Consider the following 12,428-nt stretch of genomic DNA (forward strand, 5'->3'; position numbering starts at 1 on the left):
CGCATTTTCATTGGCAATGCATCTCTGTTTCGGTCCATATATTCATGATGCCCAGCAAAGATAAAGTAGATGCCTACTGCACGAGATGAATCTATTAAAGTTGCTGCCGTTACGTCGTCGATGTAAACAAGTCGATTCAATTCTTCAACATTTGCGATAATAATGAATTGTTTTGCGAATGTTGGTGTTTCTCTACCTTCTTGTCTTGCTTGTGCTAATTCATTGGATCGTTCGCGAATAGTTTCCATCCACTGCTTGAGATGTGTATTTACATCATTTTCTGCTACGATGTAATGGGTCACATTCTCTTTATATTGAACAAATCCGTATTCACTTGTATCTACTAACGTTACACTTTCAAAGTAGGGTTCTGTTGCAATGCTTTTCTAAGGGAAGTTAAAATGTAAGAAACATGAGGCGAGGAGAATACTATATGGGATATTTTAAAGGAAAACAATTTAAGAAGGATTATTATTTTAGTAGCCGTTGGCTACTATTGTCGTTTTTCTTTAAGCTATCGCGATATCTCTGAACTTTTGAGAGAGCGTCGCATATCGGTTCATCCAACAACTATTATGCATTGGGTCCATGAATATGGAAATTTGATCTATCAAATCTGGAAGAAGAAAAACAAAAAGGTACAATCATCGTGGAAATTAGATGAAACTTATATAAAAGTGAAAGGAAAATGACGTTATTTATATCGTACGATCGATAAAGTTGAATATACATTGGATATTCAACTTCGAACAACAAGAGATCATCAGGCGGCATATGCTTTTATGAAAAGATTGGTGAAGGCTTTTGGAGAACCAATAGTTCTCACAACAGACAAAGCCCCATCGCTACTTTGCGCGTTTAACAAATTAAAAGAACAAGGTTTTTTTAGACGTACAACTCATTGTACAGTCAAACATTTGAACAATCTCATTAAACAAGACCATAGACATGTAAAAAGGCGTTTTTTCGACGTATCATGCATTATAACAATTACTAACGATTGAATAAAATCCATCTGCAATCATACCAATTTTTTCTCTGTTAAAAAACTCTGCAACAGAACCAATTATTTTCTATTCCTTTACAATTAATTACTTTAACATTTCCCACAATTCATCCCCAATTCTCCCTAAAGGCTCATTAGCTTTAACACGTTCATTAAAATCTGCCTTCCATATAAAGAAATCAGATAATCCTCCTCTTGGTGGATATAGATTACTATAAATTAATTTTATTTCATTTATAACATCATCAAAGTCTATATAATTATTATTTTGGCATTCATTTAAAATATTAATTACATATCTAACTTCAGATATCTGATAATCTATATCACCTTTCTTATTTTCCTCTAATATTACACTCAATTCACTAAAAAGTTTTTCTAATTTATCTATTACTAACTTACTTGAACTCACTATCATACCTCCTATTTTATTGGTGTTTCACTTAAAGGCTCTACCCCATTAATCTTCCATGGTTCCGAAATAAAAATTTGATTACAATTTTCTCCACCAAGGTAATGACCTCCTTGATATCCAACCGGCCCTTCATATATTGTAGTTCCTTTAGGAATTTTTATTGCGTATGTTGATTCTATTGGCGAAGTACCTGTCAGTACACCTGTTTTAGGATCTATCCATTGAGCTTTAACCGCAGAATCTATCTGTACTCTTGCAACTGATTCTGCTGGTTCTCTTGTAAACCACTGTCCAAGCGCATTTTGTTCTTCTCCCGGAATTGTTAATCCTCCTTTTTTGCCTGAACGATATAAAGTTGTATCTTCATCCAAAATTTTTACATTATATTTTCCTGCTAGAAAGTTTGATGCTGGATTTCCCCTCATTTCAGCTAAAGGTCCAGGATTCTCTATCATACTATAAGTATATTTAGCACCACTCTTCAAATTCAACCTATCCAAAAACGTCGCCGTTTTCTTCTCAAGCCACTAGTTATGTTCTACAGGTACATCCCAAGCTACTACTGGCCGCAGCTTGGGATCTAGATTTTCTGCAGTTATTTTTTATGTTTGTATATATCGTATCTATTTTTCTTGCTACATTCAAACACATTGTTATTACTCCTCTCAATTTCTTTCACATAAAAATAGAACCAATGCTTCTTCCATTAGAAACATTGGTTCTATTCTTAGTTATAATATAAAATTATTTTTTCTTTTCATTACATCTTTCATTTAGAGCAAAAGTCATTTAAATGACAGAATGTTTTAATACTTTTTAATTTCATTAACTTAAAATTACCTTTAATTTTATCTACTACTCTGTTCCATTCATCCGTTGTAATATATTGTATAATTTAGTAGTACTCATTTTAACTTCACTATCATTAATTAAAAACCTCACATTTTTTATATTATTATCAATAGTTACTTTTATTATATTTTGCAAGCTACTCATATTCATATCTATTGCAATTTCATTTGTATTTCCTTGCTCTTTAGAATACTTTTTGCAATCTTTTTCACTAATAAAAACTTTAATATAATCTTTTTCTACCACTGGGACAAATTTATTTAGTATTATTTCTTCACCTATTGTATCCTTACTTGGAACAATCCACAACTTATCATCGCAGAATCTTACACTATTTAATACATTCATAATTGCATATTCACTTTTAGCTAATACTGGAGGTTGGCCTTGTTTTACAAAACACTCATTTACCAAATCATATATGTTGCAGCTTAAGAAATCTCTTCCTTCATCAATAATGACTTGGTATATACCAGAGAACATTGCATAATAAGAACTTATTAGTAACTCTTGGAATTCAACTTTTTTTACTAAATATATGTCATTTCTCTTAAATTGGTAATACTCTGCATATTCCTTTGCTATTTTTTCTTCTGAAAAAAGCCACATTGTAGGCATGTTATTATTTAATCCAAAGAATATTTTCCCTTTATTATCTTTAACTTCTTCATCTGTTGTATTTCTACTAACTACAGTGTATATTTCTTTTAAACTTACTATAGATCTTAAAATTTCATTATATTTATTTAAATAATGCTCTGAGCTTCTTTCTATCCTATTTAATTCATTTATTTTTTCTTGTATAGATACACTATTCATTTTCATTTTTTCTCCTTTTAATACAATATAATTAAATATAATCTATTCTAAAAGGTTCTTTAAATAACTTCTTATATCCTTTTGTTCGATTCTAGTGACCTTTTCATCCATATTTTGGATTTTCAAAATAGACTCCTTAATTTCTATTAAAGCATCTACTTCCTCTATTGGAACCTCTTTTTTAAAAACAAATTGTTCCATCTTTTCAAATCCATAATTTCTAGCTTCTTTTTCATCATTTGTACCTAGCGGAATTTTATTTATTTCTAGTATAAACTTACCTATTGCCCATGGAACAAATTCTTTTTCTTTATATATTACTTTGTATTTCAATTTATAAGCCATCTCTACTTCATTAATATCAACCTCTTATATATATATTACTTTCGAAACGAATCCTTGTTCAAATTTTAATTCTTTAAATCCATATTTTATAGATTCATTTGAATTACTTATAAGCTTCAGTTTATTATTCGATACATTTAATCTATACAAATTATTTTTATAAATAGCATAGTCCCTCATAATTTATTATACTTCCCTCCTAATCAACTACAATCCATCCCAATTCTTCATTAAATTCAAGTTTTATTGCTACATTTCCAGTTTCTGAATCTATAATATTCAATATATCTCCATCTTGGAAAGCTCTTGCATAACCACTCTTATATGAAAATTCTGTCAATTAAATATTCTTCCTTCCTGTGAACCCTCTTGCAGTAAATGGATAATTATCAGCATTTGCTTTACCAAATGCATCTTCTATATCCTTCAATGTAGTATTTGGATTAATCTCTATGCCTCCTATTGTTAAAACACCATCTATTAAGTTACTCATTAGTTAATCTCGCCTCCAGTATTACTTATCTCTCTAATAGCGTCTTTTATATCATCAATTTCATCCACGCTTAATTGATAATTATCTAATTTAGCAACGTTTGAATCTTCATATTAATCCTGATACTTACTTTTCAGACTCATATGTCGAAGATAAACAACTCAATCAACATCATACCTTTAAATTGAACCTTTTATTTTTTAGGAGAAAAACATTATTTTCTTCTCTCTCTGCGATTCTTTCGCATTATCAAATATTTTAATATCAATTCACAAGCATCATTTTCATTTTCAAAAGTATCTATAATATTCATTCCACCTCTCTCTAACGATTGATATACTTTCCATACTTTTTCTTCTTTTAATATACCTAATTCCAATTCACCAATAGATTTATCACCTAAGTTGTATTCATGTTCTTCTATTCCTAATTCATTCAATCTAGTTTTTAGCTCACTAATATACATTTTAAACCTCCTACCTATTTAATTTCTTTTATACATCCGAATTCTTCTAAATACTCTATTGACATTGGTAATTTCCATTGTATTTCCCCACCTACTACATCAAAAACAGGCTCAATTACCAGTAACCTATGTCATAATCTTAAAATAAAAAGCACTTGTTGCCTTCCGTGGACAATCAAGTGCTTTAAGTTCATATGTTTTTAAGTAGCATTAATTTTGTAAGTTTTATAGTAACAGTATGACACCTTTTATATGTCATGACATGTAATACGCTAAAACTTAGGAGCTTGTACGAGTTCGTTAATTTAATATAACATTCCATGTGCCTATATTCATCGACCAAAATGTCATCTTACCTAAGCTCATACTTCTTTTTCTACTCTATCATTACACATAGTACTCCATGATGGTACAACCTTCATGAGTTATTAATTCAAATTAGAGCATTTCTCTAACTGTAAACAATTTAAAGATTATTATTTTTCACCTCCTCAAACCACTCCTCAGCAATATGACCCGCTGTTTTAATAGAATCATTCGTATATACTAAATCATACTTGTACTCAGCTTTAAAGTTTCCACTCTTAACATCATATATTAATTTCATCTCTGTTGGCATGCCTCTTTCATATTCTTTGCACAGTACTTTTACTTTTTCGATATCTTCACATATTATGCGCAATACCATAAACTGGCGTTCTCTAGACACATCATATCTTTCATCTCCATCTTCCAATACATCATTCACTTTATGACATTTTACATACTTATTATTAATTAAATAAAAGAATCTGCTCGAAATAATTCCTTCTTCACATGAAGCGTAAACATACACTTTATCGGCTCTATCTTCAACAAATTCCATACATATAGCTATCATATCTGACTGTAATTCACTAAACTTATCTTCAAATTCTTTCATACTACCTTTTCACACCTTACATTAATTCTCAATAACTTCAAATCCCCATTTACCATCAATAGAATAATTAACTATAAATTCCTTTGGGCGCATATCATTTCCAGAATAAATTATTTCAACATCAACTGTTACTTCTTTAGAAGGTGTTTCTTTTAAAGATGCTGCCCATTCCTCTATGTAAGTATATTTCAATAACTCTCATTTTAAAATCAATCGAAAAAGTTCTTCTAATTTCCCCCATCAAAAATCCCCTCCATAATAAACAGTAACTTTCTTTCAACTGTCTACTATGAGGGGATAATACCTCAATACCGAGGTCATCTCTATTCAATCATCATACTGTTACTTTTGAAAATATATTATACTTATACCTGCTCCAAATGATCTCGGATCAAACCAAGGACCTATTTTTCCCCACTCAAACGTAATATCATCACGTATCCCATCACTTTTTCCTAATTCCTCAATAAGCCATTCTCTTTGTTCAGCTACATATCGCCAAAAATCATGCTCATTCATAATTGGTTCGTCTATCTCTGGATCATCTATTCTAAGATCAATAGACCAAATTATTTCGTTTTTAAAAAAGATTTCTACTCTGAAATTTTTGGTTCCTATTTTGGTTGGGGATAATATTCCTACAACTGTAGTTACATCATCTATTTTCATTATTTCAATATCATCTTTATTAAATTTCATAATAACTTCGCTCAGGTTAAGATTAGGAGCTATTAAATCTTTATTAATCTCTAATATACCTTGCTTCAAATTATTCATTATCTTATTCCTCCGCCGCTACTTTCTATGTCTTTGATTGCCGCTTTAATTTGTCTTATTTCCATTTTATTTAAATTATAATTATTGAGTTTAATTATGTTAGAATCATCTGTTAATACCTCTACATTATTACAAATACTCGTCTTGTAAACATATTCTCCATCTTTATCAACTTGTTGCAATAATTTAGGATCAAATTCTATTCCTTTTTCTCTTAATCTAGCCATAGTTTGTTCATCCAATATTGGTTTTTCTTTTCCTTCTCTTACAAGTTGTGGAAAATCCGGGGTGAATATTTGTTCTAATCCACCTGCTCCTAATTGCGGATTTGCATGTGTCATTCCTCTAGCTGAAGGTAAATCATCAAGCATTTCAAAACCTATTACTTGGAATTTATACTCTCCTGTGCCATCTGGAGATATTCTCGGATTAACTTGCACTCCTTGGAACAGCTTCTTTGAATCCCCACCAACACTCTCTAACGTCTCTTTTGTAAAACTATATCCTGTTGGAAATGGATAACCTGTGTATACTATTTCTCCCTTTTTCAGTACCATATCTTCATAATCATCCAACCCAAAGTACGGAGATCCTCCCTGCCATAATCTCGCTCTTTGTGATGGATTTAAACCTCTTTTATTCTCCTCAATAGCTGCATTTAATATTTCGTCCTTAAATTTATCTACTTGTGTTAAATCAAAATCATTATGTGGTACTTTATTAAGAATCTTATTAATTGTATCTGGACTTAACAATAACTCTGAGTCTACAGAGTTTTGTTTTTTTATAATGTAACTTATTACTTCTTCTACTACTTGTTTTTGAGGATGAACCTCTATTTGTTTTGTAAATTCTTTACACACTGGATTTGTTTTTAATAAATTGTCTTTTGCATCCTCCGCTACCTTATTTCCAAAGGCATGCAATCCTTTAGCTACAGGTGCTACATCTACGAATCCTAACACACCTCGTAGCCAACGTTCATTTGTATCGAGTTTCCGTTGTGTCAGCCAATCTTTTCCCGTTACGGCGCTGGAGACTTCCATTACACCAACACTCGCTGTAAAGGCAAATAATGCTGCACCAGCTGGTGGAAAGAACACTGTGGCACCAGCTAACAATAGCGTCGTGCCCAGTATCCCTACATCACGCCAAAATTCCTTATTTTGTTGTTGATCTTTTATTGAGTCATAATTAAACGCTCGGCTGTTTAATCTTCTCTGTTGATAGGTCTCATAAGACATATTGTCTTTTGGATTCTCTTTCTTATATGCGTCAAACTCTGCCTTTAAACTGGTCATAAAAAAGTTGTTGGAAGAGAAAATATCACTCACTTTGATCTTGTCTTTTATGTGCTCCGCTGTTTGTCCATAGGACCCTGTCATAATTGTTTCTTTGGCGCCAATGATGTTGCTAGTTTCATATTTATCAATCGTTAAATCTCGCACAAAGGAAGTTTTTTTTCCTTTATTTGTCGTATGATTTCCTATGCCAATTTTTCATCTGTCCGCATCCTGAAATTGGAGTTATAATCTAATAACTCCTAACTGAGCACTTCTCAATTGCATAAATGAAAAAATGACTTTGGACCAATAATCCAAAGTCATTTTTTGTTCATATTCTCAAAAATTCTTTTATGAAACTGTCCATATTTTATAGATTACAGTCCCTCTCACTGAGGATCTTATTCTAAATTATACTCCGATTTACTTTCCTATATAGATTCTCTTAAGACTTTCTATTTCTATAGCAGATAAAGCTTTTTCGATATCTACAGATTCAATGAGTTTATCAAATTCTTGTAACTTAGAACTAAAATTGTATACTATAACTACTGCATGTGGTAATTTTCTTTCCTTTGAAATCCAAATTTTTTCTTTCATTGGATTCAAATAAACAACATCATATTTTTCTCCTGTCTTATATAGATTTATTGCTCCCATTTTTGTATCTATTAATGAAAAATATTTACTCTCGACGTTAGCTTCTAAAATATTTTGTAACTGTTCCGTATCATTTGACATTGATCTTAGTTTTTCTTTAACAGAATTATCTAAGGCTAATTGTTCAAATTTCCCCTTTACAGATATATATAGCGCTAACATAGCTGTATCTTTTCTTTGAAATTGTGATAGTTGAAAAAACTGATCTCGTTGTACTTGAAATAATGTCCAAATTGAGGAATCCCCCAAATTAACCAATTCTAATCTTGTATCTAAATCGATATGATAAGAATCCTTTGTATAGACTGATATAATAGTCTTTCCTTGTTCTTCTTTACTATCTATGACAAAATCATTTCCTAAGTACATGATTAAATCATCAATTCTCAATTTTTTATCCCCCTTTTTTTACCGATACTAACTCTATAAATTCTTCATCAATAAATTCTTGAATCGTATACATGCTTCCATCATCATGGTATTTTACAAACTGAGTTGCTCCACCTGGTCTATCAAACCAAGGTTCAGCTTTTCCTCCTAGAACATCAAAATCATCTAATATCCTATATACATAATAATCTGCCTCATCACTATGAAGAGCCAATGCTCTTGCTTCGTATGGTTCGCCTGCTGGAAAGAAAAATCCACCATTAGGACCTCCGAATCTATCAATTAACATACCTTCTTCTAATTTAACTGTTTCTGGTGTTCCTTCAAAACCATTATTAGGTGGCCAATTAATGTCTCCTGTTTCTTGATTATAATACTTAGGATTGTCGTAAATCTCTTTATATTTTGTATATTTTTCTTTACTAGGAGGATAAGCCCACTTTTCTAATTTTTCCTTATAAGCTTCACTGATTATCCTTTCAGCGTCACCCGCTCCCAGTTCTACGGTCTTCGCATCACTTTTCAAATTCAACCCATCAAAAATCCCCTCCATATTTGTTCATCCAATATCGGCTTTGCTTTCCTTCTTTTACAAGGTTCAGCAAAACCACCTCGTAAGTTTTCCGTTCTAGCTGTAAGTTTGAATTATAGTTGGATTAGAAATATTGTATGCACCTTGATTTTACGCCAAACCCAAAGACTCCATTTTGAAAAAAGATTGGTTAAAATGGAGTCCTTTTTTGCTAATTAGTATAAAAATTTTATAAAAAAGTTTGATTGTTTTGTTATCCGTTATTTCACCAACGCCCCCGTTACTTTAAGTACGTTTCGTCACAATCTTAGTCGTTATAATGATTTTAATCATATATTCCCCATTCATACAAAAAATAATGGCTATCAGATTGTCCGAATATACAATCATAAACATACCCCTTTTGTACTTGTATTGTTTCAATATGACTTAATCTAATTAAGAGTTCTTTAATAACTTGTTCTGGTGCATTCACATCAGCTAAATCCCTTTTAAATCTACTTATAAAGTCATCTTTGTTTACTGACTCTATGCTAATACATACTCTTGAATAGTATGTATTAATCCAACCATCTTTTAGTGATGTTAGCCATTGTTCGTCTGAAGGGTCTGGCTCATCACTAATATCCCATTCTTCTCCATCGAACAATTCCTTTTTAAATAGTGCAGAAAATGCCTCTTGAATATTATCAAATTAACCTTTTCTGGCGAATGTTAAGTCTACTTGCATTGCATATTCATCTCTAAATTCATATACATCAAATGATATATTTGACAATCTTACGTTTGCAATTTGTCTGGCAAATAAATTGAGATCATCAAACAATTCTTGAATTTCTTTATTCATCATAATCCCCCCTCCTTCCTAAAGTTCTGATATTTTAATTATTGATGTGTAACTAATCTGCGTTGTTGGTTTACTAAGAAAAACGAAGTGTAAGTAATTCCGGTCACTTAGAATTCCTAAATTGAAAGAGACAAAATATCACAACTTTTTTATAAACATCGTGACTTTATTTTAAATCCACACTAGCGATAAAATTATCATATCTTGCGCCGTTTAATCTAGCTAGTTATTTTTCGATTGCATAAATACAAAAAATGACCTCGGATCAATATCCGAAGCCATTTTTAAATTTATATTCTCTAGAGCCTTTTTGTAAAACCCTTCATTTTATAGGGTACAGTTCAAATATAGAAAGGGGAAGGCTTATAATTTTTATTCCTTCGTTTCAACTACCTGATCTGTCTGCTCTTTTTTCTTTGTTTCAATTACCTTTTCTACAAACTCATTACGCCACATTTTAAATTTAGAGGCAAATTGGCCTTCAATTTTGTTTCGGTATCCCTCAAATTGGACTTGTACAATATCTGAATGATTAAAGAGTTTATATGTTTCTTCTGTCAAGCCTAATGGATATAATACTCCTCCATAATCATAGAATGTTGTATCATCCAATAATATCCCTCTTGTTGTAATAACATAATCTGCATCTTCATCAGAACTTAATCTTACTACACTTCCTAATGGTAATACCTTCTCCATATAATCTTTCATATTAATTAACCGTCCCTTTTAATGCATTAATTTTCTCTTCTATTTTTTGCCGTTTTCTTTCTAACTGACGAATTCGATCCATGAATGCATCTCGTGTTTTCCCATTCATATGTGTATCAATACTGCTCTCTAAATTTCTAATATCTGTTGTTAAAGAAGCTGCAGTATTTTCAAGTTGTTTCACTACACTCAATATTTGATCTCGCCCGCCGTTATCCGAAAATGTACTATGAACTTTACTCATAATCAAATGCAAATCCATAACATTTCTCCTTACTTATATATTCTATAAATATCCGAAACTTCCAGACTACTTTTAGAACCCTTTAATAATATGCTACCGCCCCTAACTCTTCGTCTTTTGCCATCATGGAAGTAACTGCAGAGGAAACATCCTCATTTAATTGCCTTAAATCTTTTGCTAGCTCCTTCACATCTTTAGAAATTTCACCAAGCAATGAACGATCTATGCCTTTTCTGCTATCGTTCATAAAGAGATTAAGAAGTGATTGACGATGGCTTCTTATATGACTTTCTACAACTGCAGTAATATTTGTATCCATGACAAAATCACCTTTAAACACATCCACAATATCTTTCAAAAGAGATGGTGCTACTTCTCTTGCGATTGCCATAATTTCACCTGGGTTCAAATACACCATAAGAGCTCCCACAAAAACATCTATCGCTGCATTAAAGACTGATGTTAATACTTCTAACACTTTCTCTTTACATGTAGCTAATTTTGTTTCAATAAAGTCAATTGCTGCATCTACTTTACTTTTAATTTCTATGCTAGCTGCCATACTAAACTTAATAGCTTCTATTGTAACTTGAGACTTTAGCCCTTCATACTTTTTATTTAATCTAGAAATACTTTCTTCCACTTGACCCTTTATTTTTCTAATTTCTCCTGCAGCTTGTACACCATCTGAATACATAAACAAGGTCGCTATGAAAGGTGTAAGTGGTGTCCCTTTTAGTATAAATTCTACTACTGAACCTCCTACCGCTTCCTCTACTGGAGAAACCTTTCTGTCAAATACTTTATATATAGTTCCTGTATATAAAGCTCCTGACGATTGGGCCAGCTCTAAAAATCCAGGAATCCCATCAAATCCTGTGTCGTTAGAACTTGGTAATTTATCACACCATATTAGCTTATCATTTTTACCATAATCTTCTTCTGTAAAAGCGTAAGAATGCCATGCTTGGTTTGGAACTATATACATTCTTCCAGGAACGGTAAAATCAGCTGCCTTTATCCCAATGTGTAGTGGATCATTTTCATTAATAATGTTCCGAATGTTCTTCATATCAAATCCGTCACCGAATTTTTCAACATCTCGCTTTAGAACAGGAGCTGGATTTAATGTTAACGCTTCAATATTATCTTCTCGGTGTCTTAACGCTACCGTGTCAGCTATACCACCACCTAATGAATGTCCTGTTACACTAATTTCCGCATCAGGGTTATTATGTTTAATCTTCATATAAAACAAATCACCTTGATCGTACTGCTTTACCGCAAGATCCTCGTTCCAATCTCCCAATGCTATTTTATTTGCACCCGTTATATTGTGAATACCAATTTCACCGTCTGTTTTTGCATCCGTTCCATCTTCTGTTCCTACATATGATATTACAATTTCTCCTGTGGTCTTATCTTTAAAAGCATATGCTGCAAATCCTGTATTTTCATCTACTTTATGATCTATAAGCTCTGCATTAAAATTCGCTTTTAACCTCTCTGTATTATCTTGTTCGGTTGATTTATTATACGGATATCTCCTCGCTCGATAATCATATATATCCTTACCAGCTAGCTCCAATTTTCCCCAATCAGTAGCTACTTTTAACCTTTTAATTGGTTCCTGTTTCTCATTATTCTCCATACTAGGTTATCTCCT

At 31.9% G+C, this 12,428-nt stretch carries 16 protein-coding genes and 4 pseudogenes; 1 reads left to right on the plus strand and 19 read right to left on the minus strand.

Going from position 1 to position 12,428, the window contains the following annotated elements; all coding sequences use genetic code 11:
- Positions 1 to 433: 433 nt before the first annotated feature.
- Positions 434 to 962, plus strand: a pseudogene (locus DJ93_RS27340) (IS6 family transposase); the annotation flags it as partial.
- Between the two features lie 129 nt (positions 963 to 1,091).
- Here DJ93_RS27340 and DJ93_RS27345 read toward each other — a convergent pair.
- The 19 genes and pseudogenes from DJ93_RS27345 to DJ93_RS27425 all read right to left on the minus strand — a co-directional run bounded on the left by DJ93_RS27345 (position 1,092) and on the right by DJ93_RS27425 (position 12,413).
- Positions 1,092 to 1,418: a hypothetical protein gene (locus DJ93_RS27345; protein WP_042984571.1), complete on the minus strand. Its 327-nt coding sequence runs from the start codon at positions 1,416 to 1,418 to the stop codon at positions 1,092 to 1,094.
- A gap of 11 nt (positions 1,419 to 1,429) precedes the next feature.
- Positions 1,430 to 1,906, minus strand: a complete 477-nt coding sequence (locus DJ93_RS27350; protein WP_117287955.1) for a hypothetical protein — start codon at positions 1,904 to 1,906, stop codon at positions 1,430 to 1,432.
- A 370-nt stretch (positions 1,907 to 2,276) separates the two neighbouring features.
- The gene (locus DJ93_RS27355) at positions 2,277 to 3,092 is read right to left on the minus strand and encodes a hypothetical protein (RefSeq protein WP_196777065.1); all 816 of its coding nucleotides are present in this window, start codon (positions 3,090 to 3,092) and stop codon (positions 2,277 to 2,279) included.
- 42 nt (positions 3,093 to 3,134) lie between these two features.
- The gene (locus DJ93_RS34140) at positions 3,135 to 3,425 is read right to left on the minus strand and encodes a hypothetical protein (protein ID WP_241484383.1); all 291 of its coding nucleotides are present in this window, start codon (positions 3,423 to 3,425) and stop codon (positions 3,135 to 3,137) included.
- 211 nt (positions 3,426 to 3,636) lie between these two features.
- On the minus strand, positions 3,637 to 3,777 hold the full coding sequence (locus DJ93_RS27370; protein ID WP_241484385.1) for a hypothetical protein: 141 nt from the start codon (positions 3,775 to 3,777) through the stop codon (positions 3,637 to 3,639).
- Entirely contained in the window at positions 3,778 to 3,930 is a 153-nt protein-coding gene (locus tag DJ93_RS34145) for a hypothetical protein (protein ID WP_241484386.1), read from the minus strand.
- Positions 3,931 to 4,144: 214 nt separating this feature from the next.
- On the minus strand, positions 4,145 to 4,396 hold the full coding sequence (locus tag DJ93_RS27375; RefSeq protein WP_042984572.1) for a hypothetical protein: 252 nt from the start codon (positions 4,394 to 4,396) through the stop codon (positions 4,145 to 4,147).
- A 126-nt stretch (positions 4,397 to 4,522) separates the two neighbouring features.
- Positions 4,523 to 4,706, minus strand: a pseudogene (locus DJ93_RS34685) (hypothetical protein).
- 156 nt (positions 4,707 to 4,862) lie between these two features.
- A complete protein-coding gene (locus DJ93_RS27380) occupies positions 4,863 to 5,318 on the minus strand; it encodes an immunity protein YezG family protein (protein WP_042984573.1) in 456 nt (151 codons plus the stop codon).
- A gap of 21 nt (positions 5,319 to 5,339) precedes the next feature.
- A complete protein-coding gene (locus DJ93_RS31645; RefSeq protein ID WP_080743748.1) occupies positions 5,340 to 5,510 on the minus strand; it encodes a DNA/RNA non-specific endonuclease in 171 nt (56 codons plus the stop codon).
- Positions 5,479 to 5,559: pseudogene (locus DJ93_RS34690) on the minus strand (helix-turn-helix domain-containing protein); the annotation flags it as partial. The gene DJ93_RS31645 and the pseudogene DJ93_RS34690, both read right to left, overlap by 32 nt.
- Before the next feature lie 101 nt (positions 5,560 to 5,660).
- Entirely contained in the window at positions 5,661 to 6,095 is a 435-nt protein-coding gene (locus DJ93_RS27385) for a hypothetical protein (RefSeq protein WP_003193666.1), read from the minus strand.
- Positions 6,095 to 7,543, minus strand: a complete 1,449-nt coding sequence (locus DJ93_RS34150) for a pre-toxin TG domain-containing protein (protein ID WP_117287954.1) — start codon at positions 7,541 to 7,543, stop codon at positions 6,095 to 6,097. The genes DJ93_RS27385 and DJ93_RS34150 overlap by 1 nt, the downstream gene beginning before the upstream one ends.
- 258 nt (positions 7,544 to 7,801) lie before the next feature.
- Positions 7,802 to 8,428 (minus strand): hypothetical protein, encoded by a 627-nt coding sequence (locus DJ93_RS27400; protein ID WP_042984574.1) that lies wholly within the window; start codon positions 8,426 to 8,428, stop codon positions 7,802 to 7,804.
- Between the two features lie 4 nt (positions 8,429 to 8,432).
- On the minus strand, positions 8,433 to 8,981 hold the full coding sequence (locus tag DJ93_RS31660; RefSeq protein ID WP_080743749.1) for a TNT domain-containing protein: 549 nt from the start codon (positions 8,979 to 8,981) through the stop codon (positions 8,433 to 8,435).
- Between the two features lie 304 nt (positions 8,982 to 9,285).
- A pseudogene (locus tag DJ93_RS34695) lies at positions 9,286 to 9,810 on the minus strand (hypothetical protein).
- A 369-nt stretch (positions 9,811 to 10,179) separates the two neighbouring features.
- On the minus strand, positions 10,180 to 10,518 hold the full coding sequence (locus DJ93_RS27415) for a DUF4176 domain-containing protein (protein ID WP_000656386.1): 339 nt from the start codon (positions 10,516 to 10,518) through the stop codon (positions 10,180 to 10,182).
- A 1-nt stretch (position 10,519) separates the two neighbouring features.
- Positions 10,520 to 10,780, minus strand: coding sequence for a hypothetical protein (locus DJ93_RS27420; RefSeq protein ID WP_000363076.1), 261 nt, complete (start codon positions 10,778 to 10,780; stop codon positions 10,520 to 10,522).
- 64 nt (positions 10,781 to 10,844) lie between these two features.
- Positions 10,845 to 12,413 (minus strand): lipase family protein, encoded by a 1,569-nt coding sequence (locus DJ93_RS27425; protein WP_042984575.1) that lies wholly within the window; start codon positions 12,411 to 12,413, stop codon positions 10,845 to 10,847.
- Positions 12,414 to 12,428 lie beyond the last annotated feature (15 nt).

This window comes from Bacillus clarus (assembly GCF_000746925.1).
In the GTDB taxonomy this organism is placed as follows: Bacteria; Bacillota; Bacilli; order Bacillales; family Bacillaceae_G; genus Bacillus_A; species Bacillus_A clarus.

Coding starts and splice junctions, on each gene's coding strand:
- DJ93_RS27355 (WP_196777065.1), bottom strand. CDS start 3,092: ATGAATAGTGTATCTATACAAGAAAAAATAAATGAATTAAATAGGATA.
- DJ93_RS34145 (WP_241484386.1), bottom strand. CDS start 3,930: ATGAGTAACTTAATAGATGGTGTTTTAACAATAGGAGGCATAGAGATT.
- DJ93_RS27375 (WP_042984572.1), bottom strand. CDS start 4,396: ATGTATATTAGTGAGCTAAAAACTAGATTGAATGAATTAGGAATAGAA.
- DJ93_RS27380 (WP_042984573.1), bottom strand. CDS start 5,318: ATGAAAGAATTTGAAGATAAGTTTAGTGAATTACAGTCAGATATGATA.
- DJ93_RS27385 (WP_003193666.1), bottom strand. CDS start 6,095: ATGAATAATTTGAAGCAAGGTATATTAGAGATTAATAAAGATTTAATA.
- DJ93_RS31660 (WP_080743749.1), bottom strand. CDS start 8,981: ATGGAGGGGATTTTTGATGGGTTGAATTTGAAAAGTGATGCGAAGACC.
- DJ93_RS27415 (WP_000656386.1), bottom strand. CDS start 10,518: ATGAAAGATTATATGGAGAAGGTATTACCATTAGGAAGTGTAGTAAGA.
- DJ93_RS27420 (WP_000363076.1), bottom strand. CDS start 10,780: ATGGATTTGCATTTGATTATGAGTAAAGTTCATAGTACATTTTCGGAT.
- DJ93_RS27425 (WP_042984575.1), bottom strand. CDS start 12,413: ATGGAGAATAATGAGAAACAGGAACCAATTAAAAGGTTAAAAGTAGCT.